General features: G+C 45.8%; 18 protein-coding genes. 12 read left to right on the forward strand and 6 right to left on the reverse strand.

Annotation, left to right across the window (positions count from 1 at the left end; all coding sequences use genetic code 11):
- Window positions 1-140: 140 nt before the first annotated feature.
- From AB4486_RS21195 to AB4486_RS21220, 6 genes are all read left to right on the forward strand, one after another.
- Window positions 141-1,433, forward strand: coding sequence for an extracellular solute-binding protein (locus AB4486_RS21195; protein ID WP_372118521.1), 1,293 nt, complete (start codon window positions 141-143; stop codon window positions 1,431-1,433).
- 242 nt (window positions 1,434-1,675) lie between these two features.
- Window positions 1,676-2,557: an ABC transporter permease subunit gene (locus tag AB4486_RS21200; protein ID WP_017071586.1), complete on the forward strand. Its 882-nt coding sequence runs from the start codon at window positions 1,676-1,678 to the stop codon at window positions 2,555-2,557.
- 38 nt (window positions 2,558-2,595) lie between these two features.
- The gene (gene ugpE / locus AB4486_RS21205; protein WP_372118524.1) at window positions 2,596-3,438 is read left to right on the forward strand and encodes a sn-glycerol-3-phosphate ABC transporter permease UgpE; all 843 of its coding nucleotides are present in this window, start codon (window positions 2,596-2,598) and stop codon (window positions 3,436-3,438) included.
- Entirely contained in the window at window positions 3,428-4,738 is a 1,311-nt protein-coding gene (gene ugpC, locus AB4486_RS21210; RefSeq protein ID WP_102398603.1) for a sn-glycerol-3-phosphate ABC transporter ATP-binding protein UgpC, read from the forward strand. Before ugpE ends, ugpC begins: the two co-directional genes overlap by 11 nt.
- A gap of 56 nt (window positions 4,739-4,794) precedes the next feature.
- Window positions 4,795-5,514, forward strand: a complete 720-nt coding sequence (locus tag AB4486_RS21215) for a glycerophosphodiester phosphodiesterase family protein (protein WP_372118526.1) — start codon at window positions 4,795-4,797, stop codon at window positions 5,512-5,514.
- A gap of 160 nt (window positions 5,515-5,674) precedes the next feature.
- Complete coding sequence (locus tag AB4486_RS21220) at window positions 5,675-6,412, forward strand: sulfite exporter TauE/SafE family protein (RefSeq protein ID WP_050645840.1); 738 nt, start codon at window positions 5,675-5,677, stop codon at window positions 6,410-6,412.
- Window positions 6,413-6,516: 104 nt separating this feature from the next.
- Here the strand turns inward: AB4486_RS21220 and AB4486_RS21225 are convergent, their stop codons facing one another.
- A complete protein-coding gene (locus AB4486_RS21225; protein ID WP_372118530.1) occupies window positions 6,517-7,290 on the reverse strand; it encodes a murein L,D-transpeptidase family protein in 774 nt (257 codons plus the stop codon).
- Between the two features lie 2 nt (window positions 7,291-7,292).
- Window positions 7,293-7,775 (reverse strand): GNAT family N-acetyltransferase, encoded by a 483-nt coding sequence (locus AB4486_RS21230; protein ID WP_017064907.1) that lies wholly within the window; start codon window positions 7,773-7,775, stop codon window positions 7,293-7,295.
- Window positions 7,776-7,994: 219 nt separating this feature from the next.
- Here AB4486_RS21230 and AB4486_RS21235 point away from each other — a divergent pair, with 219 nt between their 5' ends.
- The 3 genes from AB4486_RS21235 (at window position 7,995) to grxB (ending at window position 10,278) form a co-directional block, all read left to right on the forward strand.
- Entirely contained in the window at window positions 7,995-8,975 is a 981-nt protein-coding gene (locus AB4486_RS21235; RefSeq protein WP_017060561.1) for a Gfo/Idh/MocA family protein, read from the forward strand.
- Between the two features lie 164 nt (window positions 8,976-9,139).
- The gene (locus AB4486_RS21240; RefSeq protein ID WP_004733064.1) at window positions 9,140-9,298 is read left to right on the forward strand and encodes a hypothetical protein; all 159 of its coding nucleotides are present in this window, start codon (window positions 9,140-9,142) and stop codon (window positions 9,296-9,298) included.
- A 347-nt stretch (window positions 9,299-9,645) separates the two neighbouring features.
- The gene (gene grxB / locus AB4486_RS21245; RefSeq protein ID WP_372118533.1) at window positions 9,646-10,278 is read left to right on the forward strand and encodes a glutaredoxin 2; all 633 of its coding nucleotides are present in this window, start codon (window positions 9,646-9,648) and stop codon (window positions 10,276-10,278) included.
- A gap of 159 nt (window positions 10,279-10,437) precedes the next feature.
- Here the strand turns inward: grxB and AB4486_RS21250 are convergent, their stop codons facing one another.
- A complete protein-coding gene (locus AB4486_RS21250; protein ID WP_017060559.1) occupies window positions 10,438-11,271 on the reverse strand; it encodes a pyruvate, water dikinase regulatory protein in 834 nt (277 codons plus the stop codon).
- Window positions 11,272-11,449: 178 nt separating this feature from the next.
- Here AB4486_RS21250 and ppsA point away from each other — a divergent pair, with 178 nt between their 5' ends.
- Window positions 11,450-13,822, forward strand: coding sequence for a phosphoenolpyruvate synthase (gene ppsA, locus AB4486_RS21255; protein WP_372118535.1), 2,373 nt, complete (start codon window positions 11,450-11,452; stop codon window positions 13,820-13,822).
- A gap of 87 nt (window positions 13,823-13,909) precedes the next feature.
- Here the strand turns inward: ppsA and AB4486_RS21260 are convergent, their stop codons facing one another.
- Together AB4486_RS21260 and AB4486_RS21265 are read right to left on the reverse strand one after the other, a co-directional pair.
- On the reverse strand, window positions 13,910-14,701 hold the full coding sequence (locus AB4486_RS21260) for a hypothetical protein (RefSeq protein WP_017064910.1): 792 nt from the start codon (window positions 14,699-14,701) through the stop codon (window positions 13,910-13,912).
- A gap of 66 nt (window positions 14,702-14,767) precedes the next feature.
- Entirely contained in the window at window positions 14,768-16,123 is a 1,356-nt protein-coding gene (locus tag AB4486_RS21265) for a serine hydrolase (RefSeq protein ID WP_017060556.1), read from the reverse strand.
- A gap of 92 nt (window positions 16,124-16,215) precedes the next feature.
- On the opposite strand from AB4486_RS21265, the gene AB4486_RS21270 reads away from it, so the two are divergent.
- Both AB4486_RS21270 and AB4486_RS21275 read left to right on the forward strand, forming a co-directional pair.
- Complete coding sequence (locus tag AB4486_RS21270; protein WP_017071579.1) at window positions 16,216-17,190, forward strand: AraC family transcriptional regulator; 975 nt, start codon at window positions 16,216-16,218, stop codon at window positions 17,188-17,190.
- Window positions 17,191-17,452: 262 nt separating this feature from the next.
- The gene (locus AB4486_RS21275) at window positions 17,453-18,787 is read left to right on the forward strand and encodes an MATE family efflux transporter (protein ID WP_372118537.1); all 1,335 of its coding nucleotides are present in this window, start codon (window positions 17,453-17,455) and stop codon (window positions 18,785-18,787) included.
- Between the two features lie 108 nt (window positions 18,788-18,895).
- Here the strand turns inward: AB4486_RS21275 and AB4486_RS21280 are convergent, their stop codons facing one another.
- Window positions 18,896-19,129, reverse strand: coding sequence for a phosphonate metabolism protein (locus AB4486_RS21280; protein ID WP_372118540.1), 234 nt, complete (start codon window positions 19,127-19,129; stop codon window positions 18,896-18,898).
- Window positions 19,130-19,241: the final 112 nt, after the last annotated feature.

A 19,241-nucleotide genomic window follows, 5' to 3' on the forward strand; every position in this document is an offset into this window, starting at 1 on the left:
AATCTTTCATATCAGTGAAACGGTTTAGCCACGTAAGTGAAATATGGCCTGTTCAAGATAGCTTCAAACGACACCCCTACCGTCTCGTTAATACTCTAATTCAATACCTCTACATCGATTTCATCCAAAAGGAAAAGAAGATGAATAAGCTAATTTTGGCAGGCGTTCTTTCTGCGACAGCGGCAATGCCAGCGTTCGCAACGACTCAAGTCACTTGGTGGCACGCAATGGGCGGCCAGCTTGGAGAAACCGTCAATAAGATTGCGACCGACTTTAATGCGTCACAAGATGATTACGAGATCACGCCAATCTACAAAGGTTCATACACAGAGACCTTAACAGCCGGTATCGCGGCATACCGAGCAGGTGAAGCACCCAATATTCTGCAAGTCTTCGATGCAGGCGCATCAACCATCATGAACGCGAAAGACGTCGCGAAACCGGTACAGGATATTCTGGTTGAGTCGGGTTACAACTTTAATTCAAACGACTACCTAGCGGGCGTTCGTAACTTCTATGCCGACAACCAAGGCAAGATGGTTGGTATGCCTTTCAACAGTTCGACACCGGTTCTTTACTACAACAAAGATCTTCTCGCGGAAGTGGGTGCAGACGCGCCTAAAACTTATGAAGAACTAGAAGTGGTCGCTAAGAAACTGAAGGCTGAAGGACACATCGCGTTTTCTCAATCTCTGACGCCGTGGATCATGTTCGAGAACTTTAAGTCTCGCCACAACCTGCCAGTCGCAGATCAAAACAACGGCTACGATGGCTTGTCCACTAAGATCATGTTCAACACCAAAGACATGATGATGCACGTTAGCAAGATGAAAGAGTGGTCAGATCTAGGTTACTACAAGTATTACGGCAGCGACTGGGATGCAAACCAAACCCCTTTCGAGCGCCAAGAAGTGGCGATGTGGATGGGTTCTTCAGGCTCATTCGGTGGCTTACGTAATCGCGTACCTTTCGAACTCGGCACCACATACCTTCCATACTGGAAATCGGTTAACCCAGACGCAGGCTTAACCTTCATTGGCGGTGCTGCTCTGTTTGCACTCAATGGCCATGACCAACAGCAAGACAAAGGTGTAGCAGCGTTCTTTGATTACCTGACGAAGCCTGAAACTCAAGTCTACTGGCACAAAACCACTGGTTATGTACCTGTAACAACGGCTGCCTATGAGCTAGCGAAAGAGTCTGGCTACTACAACGAACAACCAGATGCAGAAGTGGGCGTTAAGCAGCTAAGCCTAAAATCGGGCGAATGGACTAAAGGTTACCGCTTAGGTTACTACCCTCAAATTCGTGAAGTGATGCATCGTGAATTCGACAATATCTTCGCCGACCGCTCTAGCGTCGAGAACAGCCTAGATAAAGTCGAAGATGAGAGCAGCAAACTGCTGAAACGCTTCGCTCGTACGATGAACTAATTTGGCTTTTTAACCAAAGCAGATTACTGAGCTAAAGGCTTAATAAACCAAAGCCGTTCATTGCTCCTCACCACTTGTCACTGCGTCATTAAAAACGTAATGGCAAGGTGTGAGGAGATTCTTCACTAGCGCCATTTCTTGCTCCAAAAACTACAACTCAACTGGATGCATTCCTTTGCTATAGCGCTAGTGCTCACCGTAACTAACAGTGATAACAGTCACTAATTTTTGGGGATTACCCTGTGGAACGACGTCAGCAATTCTTTCACTCTCCGCTGCCTTACCTATTTTTGGCGCCTCAGATACTCATCATTGCGGTTTTCTTTATCTACCCAGCGGCAAAGGCAGTTTACCTGTCCTTCATGCTAGAAGACCCTTGGGGCACCTCTTCCATCTTCGTGTGGTTCGAAAACTATCAGATGCTATTCGAATCGAGCGAGTATCTGAACTCGATTGGCTTCACATTAATGTTCGCAATCGTGGTCTCTTTCTTATCGCTTGCCTTAGCGCTGCTGCTCGCGGTTAAAGCCGACAACATCATTCACGGACAAGGCGCTTACAAGGTCACTCTTACTTGGGTTTACGCGGTTGCTCCTGCGATTGCAGGCGTAATCGGTGCTTTCTTGTTTAACCCACACATTGGCGTGTTTACCGAGATATTTGCGGTTATAGGCTGGGACTTTAGCTTCCAAACCGACCCTTTAGATGCCACGTTTGCTCTGATTTTGGTTTCGGTTTGGAAACAGGTTTCGGTGAATTTCATCTACTTTCTGGCTGGGCTTCAATCGATCTCTTACGCCGTAAAAGAAGCGGCGATGCTCGATTGCGTCAGCGACTCAAAACGTTTCTGGACCATTACTTTCCCGCTACTCGCACCTACAGGCTTCTTTCTTCTGGTCATCAACCTCACCTACTCGTTCTTTGAAACCTTTGGCGTGATCGACACCATGACCAATGGCGGCCCAGGTGGCGGCACAACGTCGTTGGTGTACAAGGTGTATCGAGACGGGTTTGTTGGCGCAGATTTAGGCGGCAGCTCTGCGCAGTCAGTTGTGTTGTTGCTACTGGTACTCACTCTTACATTTATCCAGTTTCGCGTTGTAGAAAAGCGTGTTCACTACTAGCCCACCACAGCTAGGTTTTAACGCGACAGGAGTTATTTATGAAAAGTAATAAGGTCTATGACCACCTAATTCTAATTGCTGGGATGCTGTTCATGTTGGTCCCTATCTGGCTAATCTTCGCCAGCTCGACGCATAACCCGAACACCATTGTCAGCGAGGGCCTGCAATGGCTGCCAGGCGATAACTTTACGGCCATTTATAGCGAAGCTTGGAACAAAAGCATGGGCTTCAGTGGCGAAGTCACCGCCAGCAAAATGATCGCCAACTCGATGATCATGGGGCTAGGTTTTGCGATCGGTAAGATCATCATTTCGATGATGGCCGCGTATGCTTTGGTCTACTTCAGACTGCCTTATGCTACAGCTTGGTTCTGGTTGATCTTCGTGACGCTTTTGCTGCCATTAGAAGTGCGCATTATCCCTTCCTATGAGGTTGTCGCTGGGCTTGGGCTTCTTAATAGCTACACAGGTTTAATTCTGCCTTTGATCGCCTCAGCCACCGCGACGTTCTTTTTTAGGCAGTTCTTCAAAACCATCCCCGATGAATTGTTAGAAGCCGCTCAGCTAGATAACGCAGGTCCATTTCGATTCTTTGTCGACATCTTATTGCCACTGTCTAAAACCATGATTGCCGCAATCTTCATCATCATGTTTGTGGTGGGTTGGAACCAATATCTGTGGCCAATCATGATGACCACGGACGAAGGCTACAACACCATCGTGATGGGCATCAAACAAGTACTCAACAACATCAATGAAACCAGTTTACCGCGCTACGACTATGTTTTTGCCATGGTGATTTTAGCTATGTTGCCACCCGTTTTAGTGGTGGTTGTATTTCAACGTTGGTTTGTAAAAGGGCTAGTAGAAAGTGAAAAATAATAACGACAAAAATCAAATGAACGATAACCGCATTCAATCACTCGCTGAGTACAAGATGTCTCACCTGCATTCTCACCAAGCTATCCACAAAAATACAGAGGACACCCCGATGCCAAAGTTAAAACAAACGTTAGGGCACACCCAAGCCACTCACAACCATACGCACAAAGCACCTACCATGTTAGGCATCAAAAACTTGGTAAAGACTTATGAGAACGGTCATCGTGCAGTGAAAGATGTCTCGCTTGATATCGAAAAGGGTGAATTTCTTGTGTTGGTTGGCCCATCGGGTTGCGGCAAGTCTTCTATCCTACGTTCAATAGCGGGGCTGGAAAGTATCTCTGGCGGAGAGATTCACTTAAGTGGCCGCCGTGTTGATAACGAAAAGCCAGCTCAACGAGATATCGCAATGGTCTTTCAAAATTACGCACTCTACCCTCACATGACGGTATACAAAAACCTCGCTTATGGTTTAAAGAACCGAGGTGTCAGCCAACACGTAATTGAAGAGAAGATTGAGAAAGTCGCCAAGACACTAAAGATCGAAGAATACCTAGATCGCAAGCCAGCCAAGCTTTCGGGTGGTCAGCGCCAGCGCGTTGCTATGGGACGAGCGATTGTACGCGACCCTCAACTGTTCCTGTTTGACGAGCCTTTGTCTAACCTAGATGCCTCATTGCGCGCTCACATGAGGTTAGAAATCAAAAAGCTACAACGCGAGCTAGGCGTAACCAGTATTTACGTGACTCATGACCAAGTCGAAGCCATGACACTGGCAGATAGAATCGTGGTTCTCAACAAAGGTCAGATAGAACAAGTCGGCACACCAAGAGAAGTTTACCACCAGCCTGCCAGTACCTTTGTGGCAAGCTTTATTGGCAGCCCCGCGATGAACTTCCTAACTGCCACGCTCGATGATGGCTATCTTGAAATCGGTGATCAACAAATGTACCTGCCAGAGTACGCGCACGTTAAGAACGCGACTATCACGCTTGGCATTCGCCCTGAACACTCTGAGGTTTGTTCCGAATTAAAAATGAACACCTTGCCTCTCGAACTGCGTATCAGTGTGGTTGAGCCATTGGGGCCGAATCAATTGGTTCATGGCCTGGTGAACGACCAACCCTTTATCGCCGTCACGCCAGAAACGACACTATGCCAAGTACTGCCGCTCGGAGTAAGCATTAATAAATCCAACCTGCATATTTTTGACAGTCGTGGGAAGCGTATTCAGCCGAATAACTTTACTTCACAAGAGTCACGCGAAGAGACGACAAGCATAACGACGGCTCTCGCTTAATCGAGTACACTGATATTTAATGCGTTTTTACGGTGCGTCTTTAAGAAGGATTAATTATGTCGTCTATCATCGTAGGCCATCGGGGTGTAGCAGGTACTCACCCAGAAAATACCAAAGCAAGCATTGAACAAGCCGCTAAACTCGGCTTGAAATGGATTGAAGTAGATATTCAGCCAACTCAGGATGATCAACTTGTGGTTTGTCACGACCACACCCTTGAGCGCTGCAGCGATGGCAAGGGTCGTGTCGACGAACACACCCTTGCAGAACTGCGTCAGCTCGATTTTGGCAGTTGGAAGTCTGAGCAGTTCGCTGGTGAAAGAATATTGACGTTGGAAGAGTTGCTCGCGCTTGCTGAACAGCATGATCTCAGCGTGAATTTAGAGATCAAAGTCGACAGTCGACATCAAGCGCCTCATGTCGTTGATTTGCTGCATACCGAGTTGATTCGTTCAAATCTAGACACCGACAGAGTGCTGCTTTCAAGTTTCAGCCATCAAGTCGTTTCTGAAATGGCTCGTCACCTGCCGAGATACCGCGTAGGTCTGATCACCGAGCAACTGACTCAAGCCGACTTGATGTTGATTGACGAGGTTAAAGTGTTCAGCTGTCACATGAACTACGAGCATATGAATCAGAGCGATCTTGATACACTGAGTGAAGCAAACATTCAAACTTGGTGCTACACAGTAAACGATCCGTCTCACTTCAAATTCATCTCAAAAGTAGATGCCGTATTCACTGATTTCCCGAATCAATTTACCTCTATAAATTGACCAAACAAATACCGCAAAAACAACCCCGAGAGACTTTAAAATTAACTCTCGGGAAACCTTAAAATTAGGTAGAAAACACAAGTGAGTAGGAGTACATTCCGCTACTCACTTGGTTTCATTAGCTCGCTCTATACAGACAGCTTCATTGGTTACTTAATTTATGGATCTCATTTTTAGTCCAACCTTCCCAATTTTGGGTGCAATCTTCATTTTCGCCGCTATTGTTCGTGGCTTCTCAGGTTTCGGTTTCACCTTAGTGGCATTGCCATTAAGTGCGTTATTCGAGCCTGTTATCGAACTGGTTCCCGTCTTCATGTTGATCGATCTCCTAGGCAATGTTCAATTACTGCCTAAAGTTCGAAAGCATGTTAACTGGCGCTGGGTTTTAAAGGTATTTATCCCTTGTTTTGCCTTCACACCAGTCGGCTTACTTCTGCTTAAATCCGTTAGCCAAGACACGATCATCTTGATCATCAGTGCCTTCATTTTTGCGTCTGCACTTATGATCTACAAAGGTTTCCAGTACAAAAGCGAACCTAGATTTGCTCCCTATATTCTAGGCAGCCTTGCAGGTGTAATGAACGGCGCGGCTTCGATGTCAGGACCTCCAATTGGCACTCATGCATTAGCAAGCCCAGTCGCTCCGCACATTGCCAGAGCAGGCCTGATAGCCTTCTTTGTATTGGCTGATTCCACTGCGTTTGTTTCGGCATCTATCGCTGGGTTAGTCGACCGCGATGTAGTTTGGCTGACTCTCGCGCTTCTACCAAGCAGCATGTTTGGCGGTTATGTGGGTTCTAAACTGTTCGAAAGATTTGGTGGAGCGAAGTTTAAGCCAGTCACCATTGCATTGCTGATTGTGATTGCAATATTCAGTGCAGGTCGAGTCTTACTGTAACGGCTTTAGCGTTTAATTTTGGACGTTGCTTTTATGAATTGGTTTCGCGAATTGATTGCGCTAATTGACTGCGGAAAGTGATTAAGAAAACTGGGTACCAATGACTACCATTCGATATGGATAGGGGTACCCATTTTTACAAGTTGGAGAAACTCATCCATATCTTGATTGGTTAACGCGATACAGCCATCCGTCCAATCAAAACTTTGAATAAAGCTCGGCGAACGACGCTCGCCGTTTTTGATGCCATGGATTTTGATGTTTCCTCCAGGATCTACATCATTTTGCTCTGCCCATTGCATATCCGAAGGTTGCGGATAGTTAATATGTACTGAGCGATAAAAGTCCGACTCTTCCATCACATAATCGAGCTGGTATTCCCCTTCCGGCGTTCGGTTGTCCCCTTCAAAGCGTTTATGCCCTTTCGGTTGTTTGCCTAGCGCAATACGAAACTCCTGAATCACCTCTTCACCTTTTAGCAGATACATCCTACGTTTCGATTTATCGACTTTAACTAACGTAACCACTTGCGACAGCGAATCTATCTCAGATACGCTATCCGGTACGTTGTAAAACTGTCGAGAGGAACTTTGAGGTGGACGTTTCGATGACCCTTGAGAAAACTGAGCTACCTTTTCATCAGGGCTACTGTTAAGAACATCATCCACAATAATCACATGCTCGGAGTTTGAGCTCGTGGAAGAGGTTGAGTTAGATGAAGACGTTGAGACACGTTGAGAATGAGCCGGTGCAGACTCGAATACGATGGTTTCGATAGCGGTCGCGTCAGAGACTATTTTCTCGACCACGACTTGCTCAGCATTCGCGTTCGAAGCCACAAACAGTAAACACAGTGATAAAGGCAGAAACAGACGCACCTTTAGATCTCCTCAAAACGCATGGACATGGTTCGTGACTGAGTTTCCATTCCTAACGACTCATAGAAACCCTGAGCTTGTTGGTTAAACTCCATTACCTCCAACCTAAGTTCTATCGCTCCTCTCGCCTGCGCCCATTGATTAAAAGACTTCATTAACGCTCGACCAGCACCTTTGCTCTGAACCTGATCGTTCACCACAATCGTATTGACCCTTGCCACCTTGTGCGGCTGAATAAAACTGACGCCTTTGTTCTGCGTTACCTTACCCGCTAAAAAGCCAACGACTTGCTTGTCGTCTACTGCAACCAAGAAAGCGCCAAGTGGGTCAAGCATCAAACCTAACCAATACTCTTCACTGTCGGCCAAGCCTTGTGACGCTGGTGCAAATACCATAGGCGCACCAAGATGATGTTGACGGTTTATCTGCTCAGAGAGCGCTAAGATCGCGTTAATATCAGTTACCTTGGCCGTCCGGATTTGCATATCATCACCTTGTTTGAATTCAATAACACCTTAGCAAAAATGGCTTAGTTGTGCACCGTTACACTGGTCAACTCAGACGCTCTGTGAAGGCTGAACATTAATATTAGGCACTATGTTTAGGGAAATTGTTCCGTAAATCTCAGGCACATTGCCAGCCGTTGAGTGCTACTATCTCTGCAGAATCAATATACTAACGACGACTAACGACTGGATACCTATATGATTAAGTTTGCTGTAATTGGAACCAATTGGATTACACAAAAGTTTGTTCAAGCTGCGCACGAATCTCAATCGATGCAACTTGCTGCGGTTTACTCTCGAAATCTAGACAGCGCGGCACAGTTCGCCCAAGAATTTGACGTTGAAACCACGTATGACTCACTCGACGCATTGGCCAATGACAACACTGTAGAAGCCGTGTACATCGCTTCCCCTAACTCACTGCATTGCGAGCAATCTATCTTCATGATGGAACACGGCAAGCATGTTATCTGTGAAAAGCCGGTTGCATCAAATATTGATGAAGCAACACGCATGTTCGAAGTCGCTGAGAAAAACGGTGTGGTGCTGTTTGAGGCGTATAAATCTCAATTCCTACCGAACTTTAAGCAAGTTCAACTTGGGTTAGAAAAGATTGGCAAGGTACATAAAGCACACATCAACTACTGCCAGTATTCATCGCGCTACCAAAAATACCTAAACGGCGAGAACCCAAATACCTTCAACCCAGCTTTTTCTAACGGCTCATTGGTCGATATTGGCTTTTACTGTGTTGCCGCGACAGTCGCGCTATTTGGCAAACCTGAAAACGCACAGGCTTCTGCAAAGCTACTTGATTCAGGTGTCGATGCTCATGGCTGTGCGATCTTCCAATACCCTGAGTTTGATGTGACCCTTGCGCACTCCAAAGTCAGCGACTCTTATGCGCCAAGCGAGATCCAAGGTGAATTAGGGGCGATCATCATCGATCACATCGCTGAATGTACTGACGTTAAGATCCGCTACCGCGATGGCACGGTAGAAAACCTTACTCAAGCACAAAGCGAAAACTCCATGAGTTACGAAGCGCAGGCCTTTGCTAGCTGCATTGCTGGCGACAACGCAACACAAGCGCAGGCCCAACTGCGCGCTTTAACGGTTGCGAAGTTAATTACAGAGATGCGCCAACAAGTTGGTGTAGTGTATCCAGCGGATAAATAACGTCACAGCGTAAGTTAACAAACTGATTTTTAATACATAATTATTTATACATAACTAAATTTAATCTTTACGACAAATAACCGGATTAGTTGATTGAGGTCCCATCTGTTTTAATCCGCGTTCGATATCTATCGTATTTATTTAATTTATTGAAGGTGTGTAAAGTGTTTTCAGTTGATGATCGCGTTGTAGCAACAAAAGGTGTTGAACTAGGTGAAATGGTAGTAACTGGCCTAAGTGCTGGTGGCGGCTACGTTCACGTTACAACGGTAGAAGGCGCAATGACGCTTACTTACCCAGCGCAAGATCTTAAAAAAGCATAGTTTAACCACTCTGCCCTTTTAGTAGTCACTCTACTAAAGGTAACAAAATTGAGGCTTTGGCTGACTTCACTCTTCTGCATTAGAGTAAGCAGCCAGAGCCTTTTTTATGCCCGTCATTTACCCACCAGCTTTCTCATTAGCTTACTCGTTACAATAAAACCGCACTCAACTGACAATAGAATTAGGCAACGAGTTTCTACACTAGGTGCTTATTCTCATCGTTCTCTTGATATTCCCGTGCACTTAATCGCAGTGAATAGTTCTTGTTAACAAAGGCTTATTGTCTGCGAAAGTTTCTGGTACATTAGCATCATCTTATACTAAGAATGACCCGAATGAGGGAAGCTATGAAGCTTTACATTTACGATCACTGCCCTTTCTGTGCAAGAGTCTCCTACATTGCTCAATCGCTAGGCTTGAACATTGAGCTTGTTTCTGTCGATTATGATGATGCCCAAACCCTTATCGATCTGATCGGTAAAAAGATGGTACCCGTCTTACAAAAAGACGATGGCTCTATCATGGCAGAGAGCCTAGATATCATCGCGTACTTCATGGACTTGAAATCAAGCGATGAGCAGCGTGTGCCATCTGAGCAAGTGACTGTGTTCCAAACTCGCGCATTCCCTCTTACTCAACAGATTGGACGCCCACGTTGGTGGAACCTCGACTTGGCTGAATATCGCTCTGCTGGAGCCAAAGAAGCTTGGCGTGCCAGTAAAGAGACCGAAGGTTTTAACTTTGAAGAACTGTTAGAAAAGACGCCTCAGTTCGTTCAACTGATTAACCCATTACTGAAAGATGCCGAACTCTTACTGGATCTAGAGAATGGTGAGTCATCACTGCCTCTAGTCGATCAAGCGGTGTATTTCTCGATGCTTCGTGGCTTTTGCGTAGAACCAAGCATCAGTTGGCCACCAGCACTTGAACGCTGGTTAGAAAAGAAAAGTGAAACGCTAAAGCTGTCTTTACTTCGCTAGAAAGCTATCTCAATTAAGAAAGCAAGCTCTGATTAAGAAAACAAGCTCTGACTCGCAAGCGACTACAACGAGCACAAACAAAAAATCGAAGCTCTCAGGTGTAAACTGCGAGCTTCGATTTTCTTATATCTGGCCATTCTATTTATCTAAGGCTTTGTCTTACAGCAGACGCCTTCTCAAACCTGTTCGCTCCAAGATTCGTGTCGAAATTTCTTCAACCGATAGTGAAGAGGTGTTGATGTAAGGTATCGCTTCTCGACGGAACATCGCCTCTACCGTTTGCAATTCATACAAACATTGTGAGTCACTGGCGTATTCGCTGCCTGCTAAGCGGTTCTCACGAATTTCAGTGAGCCTTTCTGCATCAATGGTCAAACCAAACAGCTTATGTCGGTAGATCTCAAACTCTGGCAACAGCTTTAAGCGTGCCAAGTCATCGTGGATAAATGGGTAGTTTGCTACGCGTAAGCCAAACTGCATCGCCATATACAAACTTGTTGGTGTTTTGCCACTTCGAGAAACACCCAACAAGATGATGTCGGCTTCTTCCAGCCCTTTTAGCGTGATGCCATCATCATGCGCGAGCGTGTACTCAATCGCAGCAATACGATCGAAATACTTCACCGAGTCCTTGTTTACACTGCGTGAGCGCTGCAACTTAGGAACAGGCGCCATCTGAATGTCATCCTGTACTTTCTGCACGATGCTCTCTAACACGTCATAACAGTGCGCGGGCGCTTCTAGCAATTTGGTTTTGATATCAGGTATCACAATCGAAAAGAACACTAGCGGTTCTAATCCGGTATCACGATACGAAATTTCAATCTCTTTTAATAAATCAGAAAGTTTGTCCTCACTTTCCACAAACGGAAAGGTTTTTTCATTGGCTTTAAAAGGGAATTGACCTAGAACAACATGCCCTAAAGTCTCACATGTTATGGCCGTTCCATCAGAAACATAGAATACATCACGACTTTGAATATCAATTTGCATTTTTTATTTAATGTTTAAAATTATTTTGAGTAGGATGGTAACCATAATATAGATAATAAAACCCTGCTGACTATTACGTCCCCCACAGCTTTAGAAAATAATTTACATTTTTTTAAACTGATACGTAATCGTTTGCCTTTAAATCCCTACAATGCTTGCTATGTTTCTGGAGAAATAAATGCAAAATAATACCCTATGGTTCAATGGCCTATCCATGGAAGATGTCGACAAAGTCGGCGGTAAGAACGCCTCACTGGGCGAGATGGTTTCTAACCTGTCCAATGCTGGTGTTTCTGTACCTAATGGTTTTGCTACCACCTCTTATGCGTTTAACGACTTTCTTGATTACAAAGGTCTTGATGAGCGCATTCACCAACTACTTGATGAACTTGATGTTGAAGACGTTGACGCCCTGCGTAAGACAGGTGCAACGATTCGACAATGGGTTCTAGATGCACCCTTCCCAGAATCACTAGAGCAAGACATCCGTGAGAACTACCGTGAGCTAATTGAAGACAACGAAGAATTGTCTGTAGCGGTTCGTTCATCGGCAACCGCAGAAGATCTTCCAGATGCTTCTTTCGCAGGCCAGCAAGAAACCTTCCTTAACGTGAAAGGCATCGACGCGGTACTCGAAGCAACCAAGCACGTTTACGCGTCACTGTTTAACGACCGCGCTATCTCTTACCGTGTACACCAAGGCTTTGACCACCGTGGCATTTCATTGTCTGCGGGTATCCAGCGCATGGTTCGCTCAGACAAAGCCTCTTCAGGTGTGATGTTCACGCTTGATACTGAGTCTGGCTTCGACCAAGTGGTATTCATCACCTCTTCTTGGGGCTTGGGTGAAATGGTTGTACAGGGCGCAGTGAACCCAGACGAGTTCTACGTTCACAAGCCAATGTTAGAAGCGGGTCACTACCCAATCGTTAAAAAGACGTTTGGTTCTAAGTTGATCAAGATGATCTACTCGACCAATCAAGAAATCGGCAAGCAAGTCGATATCATCGACACCGACACTCAAGAGCGTAACGAGTTCTCACTGAACGATGAAGAGATCAAAGAACTAGCGAAACAAGCGATGATCATCGAGAAGCACTACCAACGTCCGATGGACATTGAGTGGGCGAAAGATGGCATCGACGGCAAGCTTTACATCGTTCAGGCTCGCCCAGAAACCGTATGTTCTCAAAGCGACCAAAACGTTATCGAGCGTTACGAGCTAAACAACAAGGCTGATGTCTTGGTTGAAGGCCGTGCTATCGGTCAACGTATCGGTTCTGGCCCTGTTCGCTTGGTTGATTCTCTAGACCAAATGTCACTAGTTCAAGAAGGCGACGTACTGGTAACTGACATGACAGACCCAGACTGGGAACCTGTGATGAAGAAAGCGTCTGCGATTGTGACTAATCGTGGCGGCCGTACCTGTCACGCTGCGATCATTGCTCGCGAGCTTGGTATCCCAGCGATTGTTGGTTGTGGTACAGCAACAAGCAGCCTAAACGATGGCGATACCGTGACAGTGTCATGTTCAGAAGGCGAAACAGGCTACGTTTACAACGGCGAACTCGATTTTGAAATCAAACGTTCTGAGGTTGATGAGCTACCAATGCTACCAACCAAAGTAATGATGAACGTGGGTAACCCAGATCGTGCCTTCGACTTTGCACAAATCCCGAACGAAGGTGTTGGCCTTGCTCGTCTAGAATTCATCATCAACAAGATGATCGGTATTCACCCTAAAGCGCTGCTTAACTTCGATGCACAAACGGATGAGCTAAAAGCGGAAATCAACGAACGTATTCGTGGCTACAAAGATCCTATCGATTTCTACGTAAGCAAATTAACAGAAGGCATCGCGACTATCGCTTCTGCATTCTGGCCTAAGCGTGTGATCGTACGTATGTCTGACTTTAAGTCGAACGAGTACAGCAACCTAGTCGGCGGTAAAACGTTTGAACCGCATGAAGAGAACCCAATGCTGGGCTTCCGTGGTGCATCTCGTTACATCTCACCAGTATTCGAAGACTGTTTCGAGCTAGAAACTCAAGCGATCAAACGCGTTCGCAACGAAATGGGCCTTAAGAACGTTGAAATCATGATCCCATTCGTTCGTACTCCAAGCGAAGCGGCATCGGTTATCGACATTCTGGCTAAATTCGACCTTCGCCGTGGCGACCAAGGTCTGAAAGTGATCATGATGTGTGAGCTACCATCGAACGCAATCTTGGCTGATGAGTTCTTGAAGTACTTCGATGGCTTCTCTATCGGCTCAAACGACATGACGCAACTGACACTTGGCCTCGACCGAGATTCAGGCGATGTGGCACACCTCTTCGATGAGCGTAACCCAGCCGTGAAAGCAATGCTGAAAATGGCGATCGATGCGGCAACCAAAGCGGGTAAATACGTGGGTATTTGTGGCCAAGGCCCATCTGACCATAACGACCTAGCAGAGTGGTTAATGGAGCAAGGCATCAGCTCTGTTTCACTAAACCCGGATACGGTTATCGATACGTGGTTGAAGCTAGGTAACGTTGCTAATAAATAAGTAACGTTTTACGCAGTACCTAAACGACAAAAGCCAGTCACATTGACTGGCTTTTTTAGGTTCTTTGCAAATTAGCTGGCTAGAGCGCTAGAAGTAGTATCTCACCCCAACCCAAGCTTCGGTTTGCCAACCATTCGGCATTGACACACCTTTCACATCAACATCCGCTTTGGTAATGTCATAGCGCGTATTCAACCACCAAGTTCTTGCAGTGTTCATCGGCACATTTAACGATGTTTTAAATGAGAAGTTTTGCATGTCGATATCATCACCAGAAAGATCTTGCCACTCAGGAACCAAAGACACATAAGCGCCAGAGTCACCGAGATGCTTCGCGGTAATCAAACCAAGCGAGTATCCCGTTAAATCATCTTTAGATGAAGTGACGCCAGGGATCTCCATACTACCAGTCATCAGTCCTGCTCTTGGAAATACCAGGAATCCACCGGTATAAGCTGGGTTAATCGCAACAACACCGCCAACCGACAATAAGTCATTTTTAATACTGTTGCGCGTATTAATATAATCTAATGAAAGACCCACTTTAGGCGTAGCTTTCGTCCCCGTTTCAAAGACGTGGAAGTACTGAATTCTAGAGTTGCTGTACTCTGTACCGAATTTGTCTGGATCGCGAAGTGCTGTGTTGCTTTCATCGACAAACGTCCCTTCGGCCAGTAGGGCAAACTGCTGACCGTTTTCTAAACCGCCAGAAACTTGCCCTTGAAATTGGATATCTGAACTACCATTCAGCATCAATGCAGCTTGAGTATAAACTTTAGTGACATCAGCAGGATCGATAACACGTTCGGAATCTGAATCGGCATGTGCAGGAAGGGCTAGACCTAAACTCAACGGGATTAATAGAGCAAACTTTTTCATTATATCTCTCGAAAGTCGTTTGCTTCCTCCTTGAAGCCTGGAACATCCTGTTAGGTAATAAATAGATTACTTGTCAGCAAGTAGTTTTGCTGCCGAACGCATTAGTGCAGGGCCTTTATTCTCACCAAAACCTGAGTGGTATGGGTTGGTTGAGAACATCACACCCACAAAGTCACGTGCAGGATCGATGTAAATAAATTGGCCTAGGTTGCCACTTTTCGACATTGCACCGTCATTGAAAATGAAATCAAATTGGTATGCGTTGTAGTCTGCTTTTTCGTTGTATGCGTGCAGTGAACTGCTCTCTTTGCTAGTACCTACGAATGCTTTTGGATCACCGCCGTTGCGGATACGATCAATCACAGCTTGTGACACCACTGGCTCATCAGCCACCGCTTTCCAGCTAGGTGTAAATAGTGTTCCCCAGCGAGCCATGTCTTCTACCGTTGATGAAACCAAGCCAACCGCGATCGCCATGCCATCTGGCGTCAAGTTGAATTGCATTGGTTGACGTGCGTGCACTTTTGACCAAACACGATCTTCGAATACTTGAGTCCAAGTTTTGTTCTCAACGTTTTCAACTAACTTAGTCAGCACCATGGTGTTGATAGATGCGTAACGGAAATGGTCACCGGCTTTTTCACCTTCCAGTTTCTGTGCACCTTGAGCCACTTCCATCCAAGTTTCCATCTCACCCGTTTTTGCTCTTGGTGAGTTAAACGATGCCGCAAAGAAACGCACCACATCAGAGTCTGGGTTCAAGATAGACTCTAATGTCTCTTCATTGTCTAGCGCGGTCGACATGTTCAGAACTTGGTGTACTGTGATGCCATCCCAGTTCGTTCCTTTCAATTCAGAAACATACTCAGCGATCTCTTTTTCAGGGTCGACTTTGCCCTCTTCCACTAACATTGCGATCACTGTGCCAACCGTCGTTTTTGCTGTAGATGCCCAAACGTGCGTATCTGTCGGCTTCATACCTGGGTAAGCTTCGTAAACGATCTCCCCTTTGTGAATCAACATAAAGCCTTGGGTACGGAACTGTTCATCCGCCAAGTACTCATCCATTGTCAACTGACCTTTGCTTTCAGTATCAACTTTCAGTGCAGCGAGTCGTGGGTCGATATTTTTGACTAAAGGCTTGTACTCTTCGTTTGGAGCCGCCAGTGCCGTTGGTAGAAACTCACTCATGTGCATGTTGTAGTAAACGCTGTGGTCGCCGCCCATCTGCCAATGAAAGTTATTGAATAACTCACGAGCTGAGTCAGTAAAACTTGGGGTAAATGCTGTGCTCGCCTCTTTCACGGTCAAGGTAACTTGAGCACCTTCAACTTTCAGAGCTTCTTCAACTGGGTTTGCTGCAAGAGCAAATGATGATGGGGTCGCTAACGATACTAGAACGGCAATGTGTTTAAGTTTCATAATTGTTCTCCTGTTTGGGTTAGGAAAAGTATAGGGAGATGCGCTACACTTAATTAGGTCACTTGATGACATTTAATGGTAGGCACAAAACAATGAAAGCATCATCGAACACCACCAGCATACTGCTCACTTCGACCAGTAACATTGCTCCATATATTCAGTATTGTGACAAACATAGACTGGATTGGCGCACCGTCGCCGTTGCGTGCGGTCTACCCATTGAACTGACACAATCCAATCAATGGCTTCCTACACAAGACGTGATTCGCTTCATTCATGGCCTTGAGCGTAAGTTTGGCTATTCGATAGGGATTGAGGTTGGACGTAAGGCCTCTCTAGAGCAATTGTCACCTGAGCTAGACCGAAAAATTGAACAATGCACTTCTCTCGAGCAAGCGGTACGCTGCTTGATTACTGAAATATCGACCTTAAGTAATCACGTCACCATATGGACGGAAAAAAGCGATGGATTGTGGTGGCTGTGTCATCGAAGTTGCTATCACCCATCGACCTCAGGTTTTGAACAAGCAGAATGGTTTCGCGCCCTGACCGTGATTAGCCTATGCCGTAAGTTCATTGACAGTCGCTGGCAACCATCACACGCCAAGTTGGTCTCTAAGAACAACAGCGCACGTAAATTACCTAAGCATTTCTTTGATTCTGATATTCAGTTTGAAGAGCAATACGGTGCGTTCTCGATTCCGCTGCCCGATGATTATCGTGCCATTTCAGAACGAAATAGTACCCAAGATTGGCATCACGCTGTCGAGATATTAATAGACACCTATGCGACTCTACCTTGGTTCAATATTGAGTGGTTTGCGACCATGCTCGGCATGACAAAACGAACGCTGCAGAGAAACCTGAAGAGCAAAAACATTCTCTTTAAACAAGCCAAAGAACAAGTTCGGGAAGCTAAAGCAAAACAGCTACTTGAAGAGACCAACCTTTCTGTTCAAGACATCAGTTGGCAAGTGGGTTACAGCGACTTGAGTAATTTCAATCGTGCATTCAAAGGTTGGGTTGGAGTCACGCCACCAAGTTATCGGGATAAAGCGAAACATTAGAAATAGTCGAATGGAAAACCTTTAGACCCAATCCGCTAATATAAAACTCAGAAACAAGATACGACACCTTAAATTTCAATAAGCGAACGCATAAAGTTGCATTGCACAATGCTCACATACCGATGAAACTGTGCAAAGGTAATATCGATAGATTTAATGACATTTATTGGTATCGAGCTAACGTTACGTTATCCTTTACGCAATTCTTCATTGAGTGGATTGTCACTACGACAAACCTACCTTCAAGACTGATAAGAGTGTTATGAATTCTACGACCGCAACTCCCTCGCCTTCTCTTGGCCGACAACTCTATACAATGACATGGCCAATGCTGTTTGGGGTGCTCTCCCTGATGAGCTTCCAACTTGTAGACAGTGCTTTTATTGGCCAGTTAGGCGTACTGCCGCTCGCGGTTCAAGGCTTCACGCTACCAATTCAGATGATCATTATCGGGATTCAAGTCGGACTAGGCATCGCGACAACGGCTGTGATCGCGAGAGCTATTGGGGCTAACGAGATACGCTATGCCAAACAGCTCGGCGGATTAGTCGTTGCGATGGGCAGTGTGAGTGTCGCGCTGTTCTCGGTCATCATCTATCTGTTGCGTGGTCCTATTTTACAACTCCTCGATGCACCACCGACGGTACTGCCGATCATTGATTATTACTGGATCTATTGGCTGGTAAGCTCTTGGACAGGCGCACTGCTCTACTTTTTCTACAGTGTGTGTCGTGCCAATGGTAATACCATGCTGCCCGGTTCGATGATGATCGCGACCAGCATCATCAACTTGATATTGGACCCGATTTTCATATTCACGCTCGACATGGGCATCAACGGAGCCGCGATTGCGACCATCTTGGCGTTCGGTGCGGGTATCTTTATCGTTGCTCCTAAGGTAACTAAGAAGCATTGGATGACATTCGACTGGCACGATCTTGATATCGGCAAGAGTATTCGTTCTATAGGAAACATCATGGGGCCTGCGATGATCAGTCAGCTACTGCCACCAGTCTCTTCGATGCTCGCCACCAAACTGCTTGCAGGCTACGGCACAGCAGCCGTTGCAGCTTGGGCGCTAGGTTCACGTTTTGAGTTCTTTTCGATTGTTGCAGTGCTTGCTCTGACTATGTCGATGCCACCTATGATTGGCCGAATGTTGGGAGAAAAGAACCTAGGGAACATACGTAGTCTTGTGAAGATTGCCGTGATGTTTGTATTAGGATTCCAATTGGTGATCGCACTGGTAACTTGGATGTTCTCTGGCGGGTTGGCAAATCTCATGACCAGCGAAGACGAAGTCTCGACCATTTTGAACTACCACTTACTTATCGTTCCTATCAGTTTAGGGCCGTTGGGTATCTGTATGCTGATGGTTTCTATCTCGAATGCGCTTGGTAAGTCTTATACTGCCTTAACGATATCAGCACTGCGCCTGTTCGCCTTCTTCTTGCCTTGCTTGTGGATTGGTTCGCAGCTTGCTGGTATTGAAGGCCTGTTCTGGGGTGCCATGGTGGGTAATGTGCTTGCCGGTACATGTGCTTGGTTTATGTACCAACGCGCACTTGGGCAAGTCGAGGCTAAGCTTTATAATTAATCAGTTAGCGAACTAAACGGCTTGCCAGCTAAACCGCTATAAAGTTATTAAACGAAAAAGCAGCCACTTAGGCTGCTTTTTTAGTTTCAGACTTAAAATATATTGGGGTTAGACTTGCTCAAAGTAAGCCAAAAACTCACCGCAATCTTTTTGGAATCGTGGCAATATTTCTGCTAGTGTTTCATCATCCCAATGCCACCATTCAAAGCTTTCTAATCGCTCGGCATAGCTAGGAGCATCAAACCGAGGACGCAGTTGCCAAACGCAATCGAGTATGGCGGTACGCCTTAAGCAGCGGTTGCCAACGAAAACAATCAAGCAGTTCAGGCCCTGCACCAACATAAATGAGTTAATCATTCCATTGTATCAAAGTACTTCACCAGCCTAAAACTGCAGTACTTCAGTTTCATTCGGGACCATTTTAAAAGGAAGTTATACCAATTAAAGTAAAAAT

It is taken from the genome of Vibrio sp. 10N.222.55.C6 (genome assembly GCF_041473395.1).
Classification (GTDB): domain Bacteria; phylum Pseudomonadota; class Gammaproteobacteria; order Enterobacterales; family Vibrionaceae; genus Vibrio; species Vibrio crassostreae_C.